Source organism: Weeksella sp. HMSC059D05 (assembly GCF_001809725.1).
Classification (GTDB): domain Bacteria; phylum Bacteroidota; class Bacteroidia; order Flavobacteriales; family Weeksellaceae; genus Weeksella; species Weeksella virosa.
Genome location: NZ_KV798521.1, coordinates 69,847 through 90,662, shown reverse-complemented (window position 1 = coordinate 90,662; position 20,816 = coordinate 69,847). Strand labels below are relative to the sequence as shown.

Sequence of the window (20,816 nt, the reverse complement as noted above, 5' to 3'; positions counted from 1 at the left end):
ATTTTTGCTAAATTATTGATTATTCTATGAACATTTTCACCCTTTGTGTAGGAAAAACAGATGAGCAAGCCATCGAACAACTTCTACAAAAATACGAAAAAAGATTTCCTACCTATATCAACTACCAGCGACTCGAGCTTGCTGATATCAAAAACCGAAAAACGCTCACAATAGAACAACAGAAATCTAAAGAAGCAGATTTACTTCTACAGCGCATAAACAAAGGAGATTTGGTTGTATTACTCGACGAAAAAGGAAAACAAATCAACTCGACAGACTTTGCACAACAATTGCAAAACGACCTCAACCAATCAGTGAAAACGCTTATCTTCGTGATTGGAGGTCCTTATGGTTTTGATGATCGGCTTTATCAACGTGCCAATCGAAAATTATCATTATCTCAAATGACTTTTACGCACCAAATGGTTCGTTTATTTCTTACCGAACAAATTTATCGTGCATTTACTATCTTGCAAAACAAACCTTATCATCATGAATAAATTCGAGCTGCCCCAAATAAAAACACTCAAATTCTCTGCATATTATGCTTTTTTGGTAGGATTTGCCGTAACCTTTACAGTCCAAATAGGACAAAGTTTGGTGATTTGGCCAACATTTTTTTATCCGTTTTTATTTCATTTTCTTTTACCATTAGCCTTTCTTACAGGGACAGGAGGTGCAATCATTTTACTGATGGGTTGGTTTCATGTAGACAAAAACACCGTTAGAGATTGGCTGATTTATCCGACCAAACCTATTAATTTTTTGTTAGGATTCCTTTGTTTTATCTTTGCACTTCCCTTTGCAGAGTGGTCTACTGGTTTGGTGCCGACTGACACCCAGATCTTTCAAGATTTATACAACACATTTGAAAGCAGCTTCCTTCAGATGCTCAATTATAAAATTGCTGGTTTCATAACCGTCTGTATTTTAGCCCCGATTTTAGAGGAGATAATTTTTAGAGGTTTTATCCTAAGAGGAATTCTAAACTCTGGCACGTCGCCTTGGATTGCAATTCTAGTAAGTGGAATTATTTTTGGTGCCGCCCATCTCAATCCTTGGCAGTTTATCGGAGCAGGAATTTTAGGGATAATTTTCGGCTTCATTTATTACAAAACAAAATCCTTACTTTTGGTAATTTTCCTTCATGCTGCAAACAATATTTTTTCGTTTATCATGATGATGAAATACAAGCAAATGGACGAACAAATTATCGAAAGTAGTTCGCTTTCACCTGTTTTTATCAGTTTAATCATCAGCTTAATAGCTGGCTATTTTCTAAGTAAAAAAAACATAAAACATCTATGGAATTAATTTTCGCCACCCATAACCAAGATAAACTTAAAGAGCTACAAGCGCTGCTTCCCGAGACGATTCAATTACAATCGCTTACCGACCTCAACTTTCATGATGATATAGAGGAAACCGGTAATACATTCGAAGAAAATGCATTCATCAAAACCAAAACCATTTACGAGAAATTTCATCAACCTGTATTTGCTGATGATTCTGGCTTGGTAATCGATGCATTGAATGGTCGGCCAGGAGTTTTTTCTGCTCGATATGCAGGTACCAAAAATAGTGAAGACAACATTGCAAAAGTAATAAAAGAATTAGAAGGTATTAGCAATAGGAAAGCCTATTTTATTAGTGTTTTCTGTTTGATGATCAACGATGAGGTTCATTATTTTGAAGGAAGAATTGAAGGGGAAATAATGAATGAAAACAAAGGAAACAAAGGTTTTGGCTACGACCCTATTTTCCGCCCGAGTGGTTTTGATTATACTTTTGCAGAAATGTCGGCCGAAGAGAAAAATGCGATCAGTCATCGAAGCATTGCAACACAAAAATTAATTCATTATATTACAGAAAACTTATAAAGCTATACTTTGGCCTTAGAACTAACCATATTGGGCTACAATTCTGCCTTACCAACTACCAACTCTCATCCAAGTGCACAAGTGCTTAATATTTCTGAGCGTTATTTTCTGATCGATTGCGGAGAAGGAACACAAGTTCAATTACGCAGAGCAAGGCTGAAATTCAGTAAAATCAACCATGTATTTATTACGCATATGCATGGTGATCATGTTTTTGGTTTAATTGGTTTACTATCCTCTTTTCAGTTGCTTGGTCGAGAAAAACCTATCACAGTTCATGGACCAAAGGGAATCGAAGAGTTTATCACTATTCAGATGAGACTTTCGGGTTCTTACCACGGTTTCCCGATTTTGTTTAATGAATTAGAAGGCAACGAATCGAAAGTGATTTTCGAAGATGATAAAGTACTTGTAAAAACCATTCCGCTCGATCATCGTATTTATACCAACGGTTATCTTTTTCAAGAAAAATCAAAACCAAGACGCTTAAATCCTGATGCAATTAGTGAGTTTGATGAAATAGAAGTTTGCGATTATCAGAACCTAAAAAACGGACGAGATTTTATCCTGAAAAGTGGAAAAATTATTCCCAATTCGTACCTTACTTTTGATGCGCCACAAACCTATAGCTATGCTTATTGTTCGGATACGTGCTACAAACCCGATATAGTTCCTATTATCCAGAATGTAGATTTATTGTACCATGAGAGTACTTTTTTGCATGATCTGAAAGATTTGGCAGATTTTACGAAGCATTCGACCGCAAAAGAAGCCGCTATGATTGCCAAGGCAGCTAATGCCAAACGATTGATCCTAGGACATTTCTCTAATCGATACGATGATTATTCTGTTTTCTTAAAAGAGGCACAGCCGATTTTCGAAGCTACTGAGTTGCCAGAAACTCTAAAAACCATTCGTATTGGCCCTAAAGGAAGACGATAATCAATATCTTACATAAACGTAGAGCAGGTATAGCCGCCCCTCTATGCTCATTGATTTTCTTATTGAAGTCTACTTACACCTTTTCTATCTCTTTTTTTGCACGATATTTTTTCTAAGCGACATGTTTTGACTGCTCAAAAAATTAGTTTTGGGTAAAATTACTCTCAATGAAAAAAGAAGTTGACTTCGTGGAGCGCTACCTTATAGAATTTGGTTTAAGAGCGACTTTTACAGGAAATTTATATCACATCAAAAATGAAATGATCTCTTTTTTTCGAGAAGTTAAACAAAATAAAGCGATTCTAGAATACATTGCCCTTGTTATTGAGGTCAATGAGCACTATAGCATTACGATGAATGATATTGCTACCTTAAGTCACACTATACAGAAAGAAATGCACAACAACGCTTCGATTTGGTTAGATGTTCAGCTAAGTTCTTCGTTGATCAACGAAGGTTTTCGGGTGTCTGTTTATTATTTAACAGAGCATTAGTGTACGGTTTCTATTTCTTAGCTACTTCTGTTTTATCATGGTTGTCGACTATGCAATTTCGCCTGTATAGGAATCTTACCATATAGACATTGCCTGTTACCCTTACCAATCCGCTCAGATAGCACTGTGGATTATAAACTACAATAGTCTTATTTTAAATAGTTTACATTGCTTGCAAAAAATTAATTAATACCTTTTGTTTTCCAATTTTAGTCGCAGTTCTATGGCTAGATTTTTAGATAACTTTTATTTTAAGAAAAATTATTTCCCATTTCCAGCAAAAGAATCTTTGGAAATATTTATTAACTAGATTGCCAGACTCTTCTTTTTTTATTTATAGAAACAAATGCATTTTCAGTATCTACCAAAAGTTCTTGTTTCTAGATGCTGAACTAGTGGGAATGTATACTATATATTTCTCTCACCATTAAAACTTCAAGTATAGCTTAGATTTTAAAAACATTGGTGAATTTTCTTTTACTTTTTTCAGAATCTTTTCAACTTTACCCGCGGTCTGAGTTTTGAGGAGTATTATTGCTATGCAATAGAAGAGTATGAGTTTGAAATAAACATTTGGTATAAAAATATTTTATTTTCACGACATAAAAAGCCACAAAAAAATCCGATCAATAAATTGACCGGACTTTAAAAAGATATATAAACTTTGGTTTATTCTTCTGATGCAGTTTCCTCTGTTGAGTTTTCTACAGTTTCAACTTTTTCTTTTTTCTCCTCTTTTACTTTAGGGCGTAAAGGATTGTCAAAGTTGAACGTTACTTCGTTCGATTCTTGTGCTTTCAAAGCTTTTTGTGCATCTAAACGAGCCATTTCTGCTTTTGTTTTCGCTGCATCTTCTGCTGCCTTAATAGACGCTGCATCCGGAACAACATCAAATTCAAAATCAACTTCTACATCGCGGTGAAAACGGATTTTTGCAACAGATTTCCCTAAACGCTTGATTGTGTTTCCAGGTATACGAATATTCTTCTTCTCGATTTCTACTCCTTTTGCTTGTAATGCAGCCGCTAAATCTCCGTTGTTTACAGATCCAAATAACTTATCTCCAGAACCAACTTTTGCTTCGATTTTTACTTCTAAGCTATCTAGTTTTGCAACTTTTTCTTTCGCTGCAGCAACTAATTTTTCTTCTTCTGCTTTACGAGCTTCTAACACTTTATTCAATTCCTCAACGTTCTTCGGTGTAGCTACAATTGCCAAACCACGTGGGATTAAAAAGTTGCGCGCATATCCAGGTTTTACTGAAACTACTTCAAATTCAAAACCTAAACCTTCTACATCTTGTTTTAAAATTACGTTCATGATCTATCTTTTTTAGGTTTTAATTATTTTAATTGGTCTCCAACAAATGGTAATAAAGCTAAGTGACGAGCTCTCTTAATTGCTCTGGATACTTTACGTTGGTATTTTAACGAGGTTCCTGTGTAACGACGTGGCAAAATTTTACCTTGCTCGTTTACGAATTGAAGCAGGAAATCTGCGTCCTTATAATCAACATATTTAATACCATATTTTCTGAAACGACAGTATTTTTTCGTTGATTGTGTTTCTATATCTAAAGGTGATAAATAACGAATTTCTGATTCGTTCCCACCTGCTGCTTTTTTAGCTAATTCATCGATTGCCATAGTTCAAAAAATTTTTACTTGTTAGCGGTTTTTAATTTAGTTCTACGTTTTTCTGCCCATTCAACTCCGTGTTTATCTAATTTTACAGATAAATAACGTATTACACGTTCATCACGTTTGAAAACTAATTCTAACTGCGATACTAAATCAGTATTGTCTGTTTTGAACTCGATTAAATGGTAAAAACCATTGCGCTTGTTTTGGATAGGGTAAGCCAGTTTTTTCAAACCCCAATTTTCAGTTGCCACAATCTCTGCCTCATTGGCTGTGATGTAGTCGTGAAACTTTTTAACTGCTTCCTCTACCTGCGAATCAGATAGAACGGGAGTTAAAATGAAAACAGTTTCGTAATGTGTCATTTTACTTTCGTTTTAAATAAATTATACTAATATTTTGAGCCTGCAAATATATATACTTTTTTCTAAACTTTCAACTTCAATTGACTGATTTATTCATTTTTTTCTATTTCTTGTTTCTTTTCTTAGTTTTACGGTTATAATGATTAAAATTCACTGAAATCAATTCTTTGTAATAATTTTTCTGTAAAAAATTATTTTTTCAATATTTTTTTCACATATTTGTAATTGTAAAAAGTAAATACTTTTTCATAAATTTAGGTTGGTGGAAGAAGTCTTTGATTAATCAAAGACTTCTTTTTTTTATGCTGCTGTGTTTGTACATTTGTGTGCAAACGAAGAAAACCCTCCTCTATCATATAATTATATTTTTTTTACAGAAAAGATGACAACAAAGTACGCCCCAATAGACGCTGAATTGTACATAAAAAACCGTAAAAAATTCGGCAAAAGAATGCAACCTAACAGTATAGCTATTTTCAATTCTAACGATATTTATCCTATATCTGCAGATAGCACATTACCCTTTGCGCAACATAGAGACATTTTATATCTCTCGGGAATAGATCAAGAAGAAACGGTACTTATCCTTTTTCCAGACGCAAAAAATCCTAAACACAAAGAAGTTCTTTTTGTTCGGGAAACCAATGAACATATCGCCATTTGGGAAGGAGAAAAATTAAGCAAAAAGCAAGCAACCGCAATTTCGGGTATAGAAACTGTTTATTGGCTGCAAGACTTACCTGCCATTTTGCGAACACTAATGGTAGAAGCCGAAAATGTTTACCTCAACCAAAACGAACATTATCGGGTAGAAACCCCCATGGAAGTAGAAACTCGCGAAGCACGATTCAACAAAGAGCTACAAAAAACTTATCCTGCTCATACTTATTTACGCTCGAATCCGATTTTACAGCGTTTGCGCTCCATAAAAGACCCTATCGAGATAGAGCAGATTCAAAAAGCATGTGATATCACCGAAAAAGGTTTCCGGAACGTTTTGAGTTTTATCAAACCAGGAGTTTGGGAGTATGAAATAGAAGCCGAATTTGTGTATGAATTTCTAAAAAATCGGTCGAAAGGTTTTGCATATTCACCGATTATTGCCTCTGGAAAAAATGCGAATGTTTTGCATTATATCCAAAATAATCAGCAATGCAAAGACGGTGATTTGATTTTGATGGACGTGGCAGCCGAATATGCAAACTATTCTTCGGACATGAGTAGAACACTCCCTGTGAATGGGAAGTTTTCTGCCAAACAGCGTGAAGTATACGCCTCTGTTTTGCGTTGTAAAAAAGAAGCAGAAGATCGGTTGGTTAGCGGTACAAATTGGTATACATTCCACAAAGATATGGGCGAGGTATACACGGCAGAATTATTACAACTAGGTTTAATAGACAAAGCAGATGTGCAAAATCAAAATCCAGAGTGGCCTGCATATAAAAAATACATGATGCACGGAACATCTCATCATATGGGGCTAGATACGCATGATTACGGAATCTTAACCGATGATTTTGTTGAAGGAATGGTTTTCACAATCGAACCGGGGTTTTATTTACCTTCCGAAGGCTTCGGGATACGATTAGAAGATAACTATGTCGTTCAGAAAGAAGGAAAACCTTTTAATCTAATGCAAAATATTCCAATCGAAATTGATGAGATTGAAAGTTTGATGAATGTCTAAATTCTGACTAATTGATTGTAATAAGCCCCTAAAAGCAACGATTAGCAATACTTTTTGGGGTTTACTCTGAAGAGTTCATTTTTATTACAACTCTCCTATTTTCGAAATTCTTCCATTCTTCACACATTTCCACAGGCTTACATTCTGGATATTTCATCGCAGAAGTACCAATCCCCAATATATGCATACGCGAAAAATCTACGCCTTTTCCTTCTAAATATTGGGCAACTGCAAAAGCTCTTTTTTCTGATAAAGTAAGATTATAGCTTTCGGTACCCGCAGCATCGGTGTGCCCTTCTATTATAAAATTTACAGTAGGATTATCCACTAACAGCAGTGCTAATTTATCTAGAAAACTAAAATCATGGTCTCGGATAATGGATTGATCAAAATTAAACTTCACACTTCCCACCCATTTGTTTGCTAACTTTTCCAATGCTTCTTGTTTTTCTTCTTTGGCTAATTTTTGCATCGGACACCCAAAAGTTTCTCGCATTCCGACTTCATCCGGGCAGCGATCTATAAAATCATTTACGCCATCTCCATCCGAATCATAATCGTAATGAAAACGTATAATATCTCGTCGATCAGAAGAATTTTCTACCAAAACAGTATATGGTGTTGCCACATTATATTCTTTCCCGAGTTGTTCTATCTCTTTTCTATAACGCCCTGTTTTTCGGCAATATTCGCCACATCTATTTTCTTCTAGCATCAGCGATTTCACTTTATTGTATAACCAATAATACTTTATTGCTTCGCCGAAAGTGGACGTAGATTCCCAATCAGAAAACTCTTTTGAATAAACCAATTCACCATCTTTCCCGGTAATCGACAAGCGAGCATTTTGTGGCAAATGACAACTTTTCGTCACAAAATTTATGGGTCGATCAGACAGAAATCCATTGAAGTTCTTTGGAAAAGTTTCTTCTAAATTTATTGTCTTAGATTGCACTTCTATATTTCGCAATAAAGGAGTAAGAATCATAGATTCGAATGCCTTTAACTTAGTATCGATATTTTCTGAACTTTCTATTATCAAAGGTGAAATTCCTGTAGTATAACCTAAATAATTTAGGTTATTTTTATCGACAACTTTCCCTATTCCCAACACAAAATACTGAGCATTTTTCAGGTTCGATTTGATATCTAAATGAATATTCTGATTGGGATCTATTCGTCCATCAGAAGCAATGACTACCAAGCGATTAAAAGAATAATCGACCGGAATTTGATGTACTTTTTTCAGCGCTTCATTCAGTTTCATATTACCAGAGCCTTCGAGATTTAGTAACATTTCCTTTGCTTTTTCTATATTTTGTTTAGTTGCAAAAACAGAATGCGTCGCAAGTTGATTGCTGTGTTTATTGAAATAATAAATATTAAACTTTTCAGATTCTTTCAACTTTTCGATAACAGAGAGCATCATTTTTTTTGTTCCCTCTAAAGCAAACCCCCGCATAGAGCCCGAAGTATCCAATAAAAAAATATATTCTCTAGGCTTTAACTTTTCTTGCTCTATTTTGACTGGCGGTACAATATTACCCAAAAAATAAGCGCAGTTACCATCATCAAACCGTAACAAATTCGTTTGCATTTCTGTCATAAAATAGTGATAATATAGGTCTATTGTATGACCAAAAAAAACAGAGCTTTCGAATGTTTTGATGAGACGATTTACGTTATTTATCATCTGAAAATGTGCAGGAAGAGAGCGAGATAGCTGTCCATTTTCTCCAAGAATATTAATTTTATAGAGAAAATTTTTAGGTGTATATTCCTTTTTATCAAACTGAAAGCGCCTTGTAACTGTGAAATTTTTGGTTCGTTTTACAATCGGCGAACTCAACAAAAAGTTATAATCTTTTTTATTGTGATCAACAATTTTCGTCCATTTTATTCGGATTTTCAATTTCTTGCCCGCTGGCAAATCCGACAAATCAACCGTCATCAATTCGGATTGATCAGCATGAGCAGATATCGTTTGATTATTTTTTTGTAATGCACGACGAACATTGGACAAAGTTTCTGCCCGAAACTCAATTTTCTCATCATCACTTTCAATCGTCAAGGCATACAAATTCTGGTTTCCTACGAATGGAACTACATAGCGTAATGCTATAGCATGTTGACTTTTATTGATAAAAACTTGTTCAGAAACAACCGTCCCCAACACCATTTGCAGTGAAGTTTCTACCATCAAACTCTCTACAAAAAGTGAAGCAAAATCTTCATCCTTATCTACTTCCACATAAGGAAAAACTACCTGAGCCTGAACAACATAAGCACAAAAAAACAGAATAGACAGTAAAAAATTCTTCATGATTTGATGATATAAAAATAAGGTTTATTCATTTGATATTTAAAATTTAACGAAAATCTTACCTAAATTTGCATTTTTATTTACAGCACACAATGAATTTTAATTTCACTGAAGTAGAACGCATAAAAAGCATCTCGGCAAAAGATTTCCAAAAGTATTATGTAAAACCTCAAAAACCAGTAGTAATAGAAACGGTTACCCACGATTGGCCTGCTTACGAAAAATGGAATTTTGAGTATATAAAAAAAGTAGCCGGTGAACAAATTGTGCCATTATACAACAATGATCCAGTGGATTACACTAAAAAAGTGAACGAACCGATTGCTAGAATGAAAATGTCGGACTATGTAGATTTACTACATCAAGGTCCTACTGATTTACGTATTTTTCTTTACAACCTCATGAGTAAAGTTCCGCAATTGCAGAACGATTATAAGATGCCCGATCTAGGTCTCAATCTATTCAAGTCTATGCCGATGTTGTTTTTTGGTGGCGAAGGATCTAATGTTTTTATGCATTACGATATCGATTTAGCCAATATTTTGCATTTTCATTTTGCAGGAAGAAAACGCTGTATCATCATCCCTCCCGAGCAGAGTAAATATATGTATAAAATCCCCTATTCGGTAATTTGCCGCGAAGATATTGATTTCGATAATCCTGATTTTGACCAATGGCCTGCTCTGAAAAGTCTGCGCCCCATGTCGGCAGATCTACAACACGGAGAAATGCTCTACATGCCCGAAGGTTGGTGGCATTACATGAAATATATTACACCAGGATTTTCTATGAGTTTACGTTCTTTGGCTCATAAGCCGAAAAACTTTGCAGAAGCTGTTTACAATATTTTTCTCATGCGCAATTATGATAATTTGATGAGAAAATTCAAAGGACAAGCATGGATTGATGAAAAAAATGAACGAGCTATAACCAATACCCATAAACGCTTGTCTATAAAATAAAGAAACTGTAGAAATATTTCTTATCCAAAACATCAAAACTAGATAACAATTCTATATTAATCCATTATTTAGTTTTGTTTTCTGATTATTCTTTTATTCTCTTCAAATTATAGATTATTTTTCAGAAAATTCAAACCTTTGCACCCTAATTTTAATCTATGGTTTCAGAGAAGAGAAATTTCTGGGCACTTTTGCCGCTTATCATATTTATTATTGTTTATTTTTCGATATCCGTATATCTCAACGACTTCTATAGCGTACCAGCTTTGGTCGTGTTTGTTGCAGTTACCTTATTGGCATTTTTACAATTTCCGGAAATAAGTTTCGATCGAAAACTAAAAGCATTCTCACAAGAAGCAGGTAACGAAACGCTTTTATTGATGATTCTGATTTTTCTTTTGGCGGGCGCTTTCTCTCAACTAGGAAATGCAATAGGTGGCATCCAATCAATTGCTAATTTTCTTTTACACTTTTTACCAGCGAAATTCATCCTACCAGTTTTTTTCCTTTTGGCATGCTTAACGTCGATTTCTATTGGGACTTCAGTAGGCACAATTGCAACTTTGGCTCCTATCACTGTAGAAATAGACCAACAAATACCTGGAAGTTTGGCTTTATTAATCGGTGCAATTATAGGAGGTGCAATGTTTGGCGACAACTTATCTTTTATTTCAGATACAACAGTTGCAGCCACAAGAACTCAAGAAATAGACATGAAGACAAAATTCAAAGCCAATATTCAACTGGTTTTACCCGCTGCAATTTGTACTATCCTTTTCTTTTGGTACGCATCGAGCGATTTACCTCCTGTAACCGAAAATACAACTACTCTTGATTTTGATTTTCTACAAACTCTCCCCTATCTCATTGTTTTTGGATTAGCAATCTATGGACTGAATGTTTTGTGGGCTTTGGTTATTGGCGTCTTAGCGTTCTTGCTTATAGGAGTTTTGGTTTATGATAATACATTTTTAGCTTTGATAGAGTCCATCAACAAAGGATTCAATAGTATGTTCGAACTCAGTCTGATGTGTCTAATTATTGGAGGATTGGTAGGTATTATTCGTTTGCACGGCGGTATTGATTACCTAACACATCTTTTTACCAATCGACTAAAAACAAAACGCCAGGCAGAATTAAGTATCGCAACCATGACCGCCCTGGTCGATGCTACCTTGGCCAACAACACCCTTACAATTCTGATCGTCGGGAATTTAGCCAAAGAAATATCCGAAAAAAACCAACTATCTCCGAAAAGAGTAGCCAGCATTCTCGACACCATGTCGTGCAGCATACAAGGCTTATTACCTTATGGTGCACAGATATTGGTTGCCTTAACCGCAACAGCTTCTCTGGGTAAAGTTTTGTCACCTTTATCAATAATCCCGTATTTAATTTATCCAATTTTGATTGGGATTTCAACCATTGTATCGATTCTTTTTTTCCGACCAAAAAGCGAATTAATCAACCAAAAAATCCAATAAAATTTAAACTATCCAAAAGTAATTTCTTTATAAGTAAAGTAAAACTAAACAAATTACCGAAGCAAAAAATTATTGAATATTATACCGTAACTTTGCAAAAAATTTGCATACCTATGAAAAGAGTAGTTGTCGGATTATCAGGAGGAGTTGACTCGAGCGTTGCAGCCTATCTTTTGAAAGAACAAGGTTACGAAGTTATTGGACTATTTATGCGCAACTGGAATGATGCAAGTGTTACACTAGAAGATGAGTGCCCCTGGATAGAAGATAGTGCAGATGCTTTGCTTACGGCCGAAAAACTAAATATACCGTTTCAGGTAATCGATATGTCTGCCTCTTACAAAGAAAGAATCGTAGATTATATGTTTGCAGAATACGAGCAAGGTAGAACGCCGAACCCAGATGTGTTATGTAATCGAGAAATAAAATTTGACTTGTTTCTGAAAACAGCTCTAGAGTTAGGAGCAGATTATGTTGCAACCGGCCATTATGCACGAAAAAATTCTTTTATTGATAAAAATGGAAAAGAAATATTCCAACTTCTTAAAGGTGTCGACAATAACAAAGACCAATCTTATTTCCTTTGTCAACTCTCTCAAGAACAATTAAGTAAAGCTCTTTTCCCGATTGGTAATTTAGAAAAATCAGAAGTTCGTCGTATTGCTAAAAACCTAGATTTGGTTACAGCCGATAAAAAAGATTCACAAGGTTTGTGTTTTATCGGAAAAGTAAGTTTACCAGAATTCTTACAACAACAATTACGACCTAAAAAAGGGAAAATAATCGAAATTCCCAAAAGCTCTTCTATATATCAAAAAGAAGAAAAACATTTTCCTACCATAGAAAAAAAATTAGAAAACCAGGCCGCAGCAATAAGCTATAAAAAAACCGATGGTGAAGTTGTTGGTGAACATCAAGGAGCACATTTTTTTACGCGAGGTCAAAGAAAAGGTCTGGGCGTAGGCGGAAAAGCTGAACCACTTTTCGTGTTAGCAACTGATGTGCAAGAAAATATCATTTATACTGGTCAGGGACATGATCATCCTGGGTTATTGAAAGATGCACTTTTTATACAAACAGATGAAATTCATTGGATAAGAGAGGATATGGCTCTTAAGGAAGGAGAAAGTTTAGAGGTGCAAGCAAGAATTCGTTACCGTCAACCATTGCAAAGAGCAACTTTGAATCAAACCAAAAATGGATTATTTGTTGCTTTCGACACTCCACAATCGGCGATTACAGAAGGGCAGTTTTGTGCATGGTATATCGAAGACGAATTGGTAGGTTCTGGCGTTATACATCACTAGAAAGATAAGTTCAGCGCTTTATTTTTTTTTTGTAATTACCTTTTACTCTAGTTAATTTCTGACTTATTTGACCATGAAGAACCTATTTTATTTACTTTTATTATCGTTACTCACTTGTTGTGCAGCGATACACAATGTACCCACCTCACAAGCTCCGAACAATTTTATTGAGCCCAACACATCGAGTTCTTTTGTCGATCAGAATGGTAATTTTTATCCTAATAATTGGAAGAAAAAATACGGAAAACCACCTACAAATGCCAATAGAAAAGAATATTCTTTAATGAAAATTGCCACTGAGCAACAATTCGATAACGAATTATCTATTTACGAAAAAAACCGACTTTCTGCAATAGCCAATAGAGTGAAATCGAAAAAAAGAGTCATCATTTTTGTACATGGGATTGATAATGATTATATGTCGAGCTTAAAAAATTACAATAAAGCAAAAACGTATATGAATATCAGTACAAAACAAGATGAAATAATAAACTTTTATTGGGATGGTTTGGTAAATGAAAGTCTTTTTGGAGCAGCAAAAGTATGGATTTCTGCTACCACAAATAGCCAAATGGCAGGCGTTTTTGGTTTGCGAAGAATACTCAATGTTATGAAAAACAAAGATATTTATTTGATTTCTCATAGCCGAGGTGCATCTGTAGTCCTCAGTGCGCTAACCAATCCTTCTCTGAAAAATAGCGAAATAAAAAGAGCAGAAAACGCACATCACGTAGATTTTACAAATGCGCCACTATTGGCCGAAAATAATAACAAAATTTTCTGTATAATGCTAGCTCCGGCCATAGGAAAAATGGATTTCTTGACCGATGATGATGAATTAAAGCATTTTTCGCCCCAACTAAAAAAAATGCATATCACCATCAATAATTCTGATTATGTTCTAGGGAAAGGTCGTATAGGCTTCTTGTCTAAAAACCTAATTCCATCCAACTTTGGCTACAATGAAAAACTCTACAACGAATTACTTCTGAGCTATCCTTTTCTAGAAAAAACTGATTTTACTGGAATGAAATCGCATGATTTTAGACAGTACATTACCAACCCAAAATTCGTTGATATTCTAAAAAAATTTCATTTAGCTAAATAATAGAAGGCTAGAATCAATTTCTTTGATCGATAAAAAAAGTTGGTTTTCTTTTTAATGGATTATGCACTACGGGTAGAATTTCATCAGCCGACACAAAAACTACATCGGGAGCTACACGAAGTTTTGCTCGAAATGTATCTTTTACTTGATGTAAAAATTCGTCGGTTGTATTTTCCGAAACAATTTGTACAACCAAATTATCCGTTCCGACATCTGTATGAGATAGAACAATAAGATGCAGCTTTATTTCATCAAAACTCGATAATAAATCATGCATTATAGGTGGATATAGAGTTGTGCCTTTGTATTTAATCATTTGTTGTTTTCGACCTTCAACGGGTCCAATTCTATAGGTATTTCGACCGCAAGAACATTTTGCCGAATGCTTTCTCACCAAATCTCCAGTCTGATACCTCAACAGCGGCAACCCCTTCACTCCTAAGGGCGTAACTACTAGTTCACCTAGCTCACCCTCAGCAACTTCTTGTAAATTATCATCTAAAATCTCGCAAATAATTAGTTCTGGATGATGATGCCCGCCCTGCTTTTCTTCACATTCGGTAAATGCAGTAGCCATTTCTGTAGATGCATAAGTAGAGTATAAATCTAATGGCCATTTTTCTGTTATTTTTTTATGTAAAAGAGAAGGACTCAAATCTGCATTACGCAAAGCTTCACCAATACAAATCACTCCTTTTACCGATGAGTTTCTATAATCGATATTATTTTGCTCGGCGAATTCAATCATTTTCAATAAAAAAGACGGAACCGAAATAAGGTATTTGGGCTTGTATAATAAAATAGAATCCCACTGTAGTTGCGGGATACCTGCCCCTACTCTTATCACACTTGCCCCCATTTTTCGCAATCCTAAAAAATAAGCTAAGCCAGCCATAAAGCGTCTATCCATCGTGGTCATTAACTGCACACGATCACCCTTTTGGATAGAGGCACACTGAAAAGAAATCATTTCATTATATGCCAAACGATCCAAATCCTCATCTGTCAAACCGAAAGTTACGGGATCTCCTAGCGTCCCCGATGTAGTTGCAAAATCTACTATTTCTTGTGTCGGAACGCAGAAAAAATCATCATTATTCGTGTATAAATCTTCTTTCTTTGTAGTCGGTATTTTTGATAAATCTTTTAGCGATTTTAGGGTGGTCCAATCGATCGAATGTTGTTTGAATAAACGTTGATAATAAGGAGATTTTTCTGCTAAATAAGCCAAGTGCTCTCTTAGTTTTTCTTCTTGATACAATAGAATTTCTTCGCTGCTTTTTGTTTCGATCAGTGGAATCATTTTGTGTACTTTCTTAGTTTTACGAGTTGTTTTTCTATTTTTTTCCGATCAGGAATTGTTGTGATTTCTTTTTTCAATGCTTCTCGAAAATAGTGTATGGCTAAATCATATTTTTTTTGCAACAAGGCATTTATCGCCGCATCATTGTAAACTTCCCAGAAAGAAGGATTCAATGAAATATATTCAGTCATTTTATCGTCTGAAAAGACAATTTTTTGTTGGTGTGCTTTTCTTATTTCTCGTCGAAGTTTTTTAAACTTCTCAAAATCTCGTAGTGCATGACTGTCGACAAAGGGTGATTTTTTAATTTTCAGAGAATCAATCACAATTGCTGTTTGTAAATTTAAGCGATCATTCAAAAAATTTAAATCATAAACTGTATACTCGCCCAAATTATAGGGAGAAGATGAAACGTATACCAACTTTTTTTCGGGCCTAAAAACAATGCCATGATGGGCCAATAGTGCATTCAAGGCTTTTTCATTTCCATACCCTATTTCTTTATCACTCAAACCTTTATAATCCTGCAACATCCTTATAACCTTCTCTACATCAAACACTTGCACATAATCTATTTTCTCTTTTATTTTTTGGTATCGATAATCCGAATGTGAGTTTATGATATGTTGTTGATTTCTTTTATCGGTTTGATATACTTGACCTTGAAAGTGATTGGTACTGATTAAGTAGGATTGTTGAGGATAAACAACATCAAATTTTTTTGGTGAAATTTCTATCAAAACTGCTTTTCGATCTTTAGCACTACCAATCATAATGGATTCTGAAACAAAAACTTCTTTTTTCTTTGCAATCGAAATGGCTTCTTCTATGGTTGAAGCATATTGTAGAATTTCGCGAACGACTAATGAAATCGGTGTTTTTGCTTTGTGTGGTATGCTTGATTTTCCTGCATTGATGGTTGCGGTTAGACCTTCGGTATTCATACCAGATGTAACGCCGATAAAACCTGGCCAAGAAACCGATAAAAAACCGTATCCTTTTTCGGGTAAAATAAATTGAACCAGCTTATTTTCTGCAAACTCATCATTGATATAAAAATCGAAATTTCGACCAATGATCAATTCCTGATCAATAGATTTCTCGTCCCACAAAGCCACCGAAGAGCAGCCTACGATCATCAAATCGGTCATAGCATGCCCTATATCGTGTGCGCCGTGCAAATACAAATTTCGTTGGTAACTGGGTGCTAAAGCAGCGTATTGATCGGATGCAAACTGTGATAATCCATACAATTCTGCCTGGTATTCTGGCAAGATATACTCCTGTATATCACGGTTGAACCATTTGAGAAAAATAAGTGCGAAATTTAGTTTTTTATTTTCTCCGACCAATTGTTGAACTCCGTTGAAAAAAACTTCCTCTTGGTGTTGATATAGTTTTTGTGTTAACATTCCATTTTTCACTCCTATAGCATATGGATTTCCGGATAAGTACAACTCCCAATTACCTTGTATATTCTTTCGTAAAAAATTTTGTCCGATCTTTCGAACCGTATCATTGATTTTTACTAAATCGAAATCAGCTTTAGGGTAAGATGATACGTTAACGGTTTGCTTCAAACTACGATTTATACCGCAGGATTGGAGCAATAGAATCATCATAATTAGAGCTAGAAAATTTTTCATTTTTGCGAAGCAATTACTTTATCCAATAATTCGTCGTATCCATTAAGCATCTCGGATCCAGTAACAAATGCACCGATGGTTACGCCCAACACACCATGCATTCGAACATTTTGCCCTGTAATAAATAAGTTTTTCAACTTTGTTTTAGCCGAAATAAATGTTTTCATCGGTGCATTTGCATCTTTCACATAACCGTATAAATTTCCATTTTTCGAACCAATAAAATCACGATAAGTCAGAGGCGTAGAAGTGTAAACATGCTGGATTTTTTCTCTTATCAGTGGAAATTTTTTCTCCAATTCGTCTAGTAATTTGTTTGTTTTGTGTTTTTTAAACGCTTCATAACGCATACCTCTTTTACCATAATTATCATTGGTAGACACATTCACTGTCTTGTGCCACTCTACCAATTCTTCATAGTCCATATAGGTCATTACGGTCATTCCTTCTGCCCATTGCTGTTTTTTTCCATTGGCCGTAAAAGTTGCAATATACACAGAGGGCCATTGTGATGTATCTAACAAGTGTTCATTGAGATAGTTTTTTTTCGATTGATGATGGTAAAAATTATATGGAAAATATGGTAGAGATTCTGGCTTTAATACCAAATATAATGAAAAAACAGATGGTGTGAAACGTAAACCATTTATTCGCCTGTTAAAAGGTTTAGGGAAATGTTGTTCGCCTACCAAACGTATAGTGTCATTGAGGTTAATATTCGACACAAAATTATCGGCCAAATATATTGATCCGTCTTTCGTAGTACATGACTTTATAGACTGATTTTCAACCTTAAAACCTACAACTTCCTGATATTTGACAACTTCTCCTCCATATTTTTTTAATACCCTGATTAATTGTTTTGCTATTTGGCTACCACCATCTATACATCGCCAAGCACTTTTCATATACGAATTTACAGATAAAGCATGTACGTATAAAGGTGTTGTTTCGGCTTCACCAACATATAAAAAATTATTTCCGACCAGAACACTTTTCAATAATTGATTGTCTGTTATCTCATCTAAAAAGTCGACCAAACGAATCGATAAAATATCGTCATCGTAAGTCATTTTTCCTTTTTTCAAATTGTACATAGGGAATGCATCGCATATCTTTTCTATGGTCTGGCAATATTTACGGAGTGCTTTTTCTTCTTTAGGGAAATATTTTACCAATTGTTGAATGAAATTTTCATATCCTTGAGCCAAACAAAACGTTTCTTCTACATCGTCAAATGATATTTGATCGAAACAATTCTCATCAAGTTTCTGCAATTTCAGATGGGGCATTATTTCTAAATAGGTGAAATATTGGTATAAATTTTGGCCCAAATCTAGTCCTCCGATATAATGAACGCCGGTATCGAAAATGGTTTTATTTCGGGTAAAAGTTTGCAAATTTCCTCCGAATTGATTATTCTTTTCTAAAACAATCACTTTCTGCCCTTCTTTTGCCAAAATTACTGCCGTAACCAAACCGCCTAATCCGCTCCCTATTATTACCGTATCGTACTGTTTCATAATCGTTTCAAGTGCATGAAGTTATCGGTAGGATATTTTATGACAAAGTCGGTAAAATGTTCTACAGAAAGAGAGGTATCTACAACAAAGATTTCTTTGATAGATGTTGGTATTTCTATAGTAAATTTTTGTGCATCAACAATCATAATTGTGCAATCTTCTGGAATTGTTTCATTGGTTAGGTAAAGAATTTCTCGAGTTTTTGTTATATAATTGGTTTGGGCAATCGCTCTTTTTTCTTTGCTTTCTATATAGGTTAACATTTCTCTTTTGGGCTGTTGCATTGTCAAAATAAAATCAAATTCGCCAAAATCATTTGCATAACGGTAAATTTTTCCTGTTTTGTTTAGTAAAACGTTCAATTCATGATAAACAGTTTTTTTTTGGTCAAAATTTATCTTCATTTCATGGACAACCTCATTTTCTTTATACAGAAAGCTTAAAAATAATTTTTTTCTAAAATAATTTTCATCTTCGTAATAATCTCGTAATTTCTGATATTCTTCTTTGAAATGTCGACTTATCTTTTTGGCTTGTTCGCTGTACGATGTACCATAATTTTGATCATTTGGTTGAATAACTTTTCCGAAAACACAAGTTAGTTGACCATCGAAAATAAACCATTCATTTTTTGGCCAAACATCCGAAACACCTAACAAATACAATGGTTGAATAGGGAGTTCGAGTTCATTAGCCAAATAAAAAGCTCCTTTATGAAAACGACCAAGGGCATTGTTTGGTGAACGCGTTCCTTCTGGATAAATGATGACAGAAAATTCATTTCCTATACGATTTTTGAGCTTTTCTAAATTACTTTCGATCCCTTTGGAAATTGGAAAAAAACCGGCCGATTGAATTGCTTTTCCAAAAATAGGAGAACGATAAACCCAATCATTGACCACAAAAATAGAGTGTTTAAGCAACATTTTATTTAGCGGTATGTCGAGCGAGCTCGAATGATTAGATATAAAAACGGTTTGCTGATGGTTTTTGGCTGAATGATTGATTATTTTCTTTTTAACAAAAGGGTTCAGATAGGGAATAGTTTTCATAAAATTGGTTAGAAGCCAATCAAAAAGCTGATATTTTTTTTGCCGAGATATTGGTACAATAATTCGTAAAATACGAATGATTCCGTTCAAGATAATTCCGAAGAAAATAAAATAGAAAAACAAATAAAATGTTGTGATAACAATGCGTAAACTAACGGGGGATAGTCCTTTACGTGGGCGATTGAAAAACAGAAACCGAAAAACTGGTGGGTACAAAACAAACGTTACAAGCGCAGCAACCGGAACTCCTATTATAGCAATAGAAGCAATAGATTTTAGGGCTGGATGTTGTGCAAAAATTAATGATCCGATGGCTAACAAGGTGGTTGTTACTGCTAAAAGAATCGAAATTTTGTAGCTTTTAGTTTCGTTGATTCCAGTAGTATATTGTCTTTGCAATGCACTTGTCATGAAAATACTAAAATCTACACCATGACCAAAAATTAAAGTACACACTATGGAACTAAAAATATTGAATTCTATTTTAAAAAGTCCCATCAAACCTGCTGTAACCAATGCTGTAACAATGATTGGCAATAAACTTACCAGGACCAATTCTACTCGTCTAAAAAATATCCAAAGTATAATTATAATGGCTATAGAAGAGTAATTAATCAATCGATTAAAGTCGCTCACCATTGCACCTAAATATGTCTCGCTCAGCTGTTTACGGTCTATTAGCACATTTTTCTCGGCAGTATGATAGTCTTGTATAAAGAATTGTTTCTGTTTTGGGTGGACTTTAACCAATGTAGAAACTGTATAAAAACTATCTTTAGAGGTTATAAATTGATCAAAAAATGTTGTGTCAAAATCTCGAATGGTTTTAGGAGTTAGAAGAGAAAATCGGTTCGATAAATGTGTATAAAATTCTGAATATGTTTCTGGTAGAAAACCTACTTTTTCACCTTCATTAATCAACATTTTTTTCAGTTGTAATTTTCTTTCTTCTGTCCAAAAGGAATTCCATTTTTCTATTTTTTCTTGTTGCTTATTTTTGGGTAATAATAGTGGAGAAATAGAAGAGAAATCTTCGATTTTAGAGTTTTTTAAATCTTTTTGTAAACGAAAAAAAACTTTTTCTGACTCTTCTAGCACTT

At 34.6% G+C, this 20,816-nt stretch carries 18 protein-coding genes; 10 read left to right on the top strand and 8 right to left on the bottom strand.

Annotated elements, in window-relative coordinates; genetic code table 11:
* Positions 1 to 26 precede the first annotated feature (26 nt).
* From rlmH to HMPREF2660_RS01925, 5 genes are all read left to right on the top strand, one after another.
* Positions 27 to 500, top strand: coding sequence for a 23S rRNA (pseudouridine(1915)-N(3))-methyltransferase RlmH (rlmH, locus tag HMPREF2660_RS01945; protein WP_013598678.1), 474 nt, complete (start codon positions 27 to 29; stop codon positions 498 to 500).
* Positions 493 to 1,314, top strand: a complete 822-nt coding sequence (locus HMPREF2660_RS01940; protein ID WP_013598677.1) for a CPBP family intramembrane glutamic endopeptidase — start codon at positions 493 to 495, stop codon at positions 1,312 to 1,314. The genes rlmH and HMPREF2660_RS01940 overlap by 8 nt, the downstream gene beginning before the upstream one ends.
* Positions 1,305 to 1,880: an RdgB/HAM1 family non-canonical purine NTP pyrophosphatase gene (gene rdgB, locus HMPREF2660_RS01935; protein ID WP_070485464.1), complete on the top strand. Its 576-nt coding sequence runs from the start codon at positions 1,305 to 1,307 to the stop codon at positions 1,878 to 1,880. The genes HMPREF2660_RS01940 and rdgB overlap by 10 nt, the downstream gene beginning before the upstream one ends.
* Before the next feature lie 9 nt (positions 1,881 to 1,889).
* Positions 1,890 to 2,822 (top strand): ribonuclease Z, encoded by a 933-nt coding sequence (locus HMPREF2660_RS01930; protein WP_070485462.1) that lies wholly within the window; start codon positions 1,890 to 1,892, stop codon positions 2,820 to 2,822.
* Between the two features lie 167 nt (positions 2,823 to 2,989).
* Entirely contained in the window at positions 2,990 to 3,316 is a 327-nt protein-coding gene (locus tag HMPREF2660_RS01925) for a hypothetical protein (protein ID WP_070485460.1), read from the top strand.
* A gap of 669 nt (positions 3,317 to 3,985) precedes the next feature.
* On the opposite strand, the gene rplI is transcribed toward HMPREF2660_RS01925, so the two are convergent.
* The 3 genes from rplI to rpsF are packed head-to-tail and all read right to left on the bottom strand — an operon-like array spanning position 3,986 to position 5,321.
* The gene (gene rplI, locus HMPREF2660_RS01920) at positions 3,986 to 4,636 is read right to left on the bottom strand and encodes a 50S ribosomal protein L9 (protein WP_070485459.1); all 651 of its coding nucleotides are present in this window, start codon (positions 4,634 to 4,636) and stop codon (positions 3,986 to 3,988) included.
* Between the two features lie 23 nt (positions 4,637 to 4,659).
* Complete coding sequence (gene rpsR / locus HMPREF2660_RS01915; RefSeq protein WP_013598672.1) at positions 4,660 to 4,962, bottom strand: 30S ribosomal protein S18; 303 nt, start codon at positions 4,960 to 4,962, stop codon at positions 4,660 to 4,662.
* A 14-nt stretch (positions 4,963 to 4,976) separates the two neighbouring features.
* On the bottom strand, positions 4,977 to 5,321 hold the full coding sequence (gene rpsF / locus HMPREF2660_RS01910; protein ID WP_013598671.1) for a 30S ribosomal protein S6: 345 nt from the start codon (positions 5,319 to 5,321) through the stop codon (positions 4,977 to 4,979).
* Between the two features lie 382 nt (positions 5,322 to 5,703).
* Here rpsF and HMPREF2660_RS01905 point away from each other — a divergent pair, with 382 nt between their 5' ends.
* Positions 5,704 to 7,008 (top strand): aminopeptidase P family protein, encoded by a 1,305-nt coding sequence (locus tag HMPREF2660_RS01905; protein ID WP_013598670.1) that lies wholly within the window; start codon positions 5,704 to 5,706, stop codon positions 7,006 to 7,008.
* A gap of 61 nt (positions 7,009 to 7,069) precedes the next feature.
* Here the strand turns inward: HMPREF2660_RS01905 and HMPREF2660_RS01900 are convergent, their stop codons facing one another.
* Positions 7,070 to 9,331, bottom strand: a complete 2,262-nt coding sequence (locus tag HMPREF2660_RS01900; protein WP_013598669.1) for an OmpA family protein — start codon at positions 9,329 to 9,331, stop codon at positions 7,070 to 7,072.
* 92 nt (positions 9,332 to 9,423) lie between these two features.
* Between HMPREF2660_RS01900 and HMPREF2660_RS01895 the strand changes: the two genes are divergently transcribed.
* From HMPREF2660_RS01895 to HMPREF2660_RS01880, 4 genes are all read left to right on the top strand, one after another.
* Positions 9,424 to 10,293, top strand: coding sequence for a cupin-like domain-containing protein (locus tag HMPREF2660_RS01895; RefSeq protein WP_013598668.1), 870 nt, complete (start codon positions 9,424 to 9,426; stop codon positions 10,291 to 10,293).
* 158 nt (positions 10,294 to 10,451) lie between these two features.
* Positions 10,452 to 11,777 (top strand): Na+/H+ antiporter NhaC family protein, encoded by a 1,326-nt coding sequence (locus HMPREF2660_RS01890; protein WP_070485457.1) that lies wholly within the window; start codon positions 10,452 to 10,454, stop codon positions 11,775 to 11,777.
* A gap of 113 nt (positions 11,778 to 11,890) precedes the next feature.
* On the top strand, positions 11,891 to 13,084 hold the full coding sequence (gene mnmA / locus HMPREF2660_RS01885; protein ID WP_070485455.1) for a tRNA 2-thiouridine(34) synthase MnmA: 1,194 nt from the start codon (positions 11,891 to 11,893) through the stop codon (positions 13,082 to 13,084).
* 73 nt (positions 13,085 to 13,157) lie between these two features.
* The gene (locus tag HMPREF2660_RS01880; RefSeq protein ID WP_070485453.1) at positions 13,158 to 14,192 is read left to right on the top strand and encodes an alpha/beta hydrolase; all 1,035 of its coding nucleotides are present in this window, start codon (positions 13,158 to 13,160) and stop codon (positions 14,190 to 14,192) included.
* A 13-nt stretch (positions 14,193 to 14,205) separates the two neighbouring features.
* On the opposite strand, the gene HMPREF2660_RS01875 is transcribed toward HMPREF2660_RS01880, so the two are convergent.
* From HMPREF2660_RS01875 to HMPREF2660_RS10940, 4 genes are all read right to left on the bottom strand, one after another.
* Positions 14,206 to 15,495 carry a flexirubin biosynthesis putative acyl-CoA ligase FlxY gene (locus HMPREF2660_RS01875; protein WP_070485451.1) on the bottom strand — a complete coding sequence of 430 codons (1,290 nt, stop codon included), beginning with the start codon at positions 15,493 to 15,495 and terminating at the stop codon, positions 14,206 to 14,208.
* Positions 15,492 to 17,141 (bottom strand): C45 family autoproteolytic acyltransferase/hydrolase, encoded by a 1,650-nt coding sequence (locus HMPREF2660_RS01870; RefSeq protein WP_070485449.1) that lies wholly within the window; start codon positions 17,139 to 17,141, stop codon positions 15,492 to 15,494. The genes HMPREF2660_RS01875 and HMPREF2660_RS01870 overlap by 4 nt, the downstream gene beginning before the upstream one ends.
* Entirely contained in the window at positions 17,138 to 18,664 is a 1,527-nt protein-coding gene (locus tag HMPREF2660_RS01865; protein ID WP_070485448.1) for a phytoene desaturase family protein, read from the bottom strand. Before HMPREF2660_RS01865 ends, HMPREF2660_RS01870 begins: the two co-directional genes overlap by 4 nt.
* Positions 18,661 to 20,816, bottom strand: a 2,156-nt coding sequence (locus tag HMPREF2660_RS10940; protein WP_168160777.1) for a lysophospholipid acyltransferase family protein, incomplete at its 5' end; no start/stop codon positions are given. The genes HMPREF2660_RS10940 and HMPREF2660_RS01865, both read right to left, overlap by 4 nt.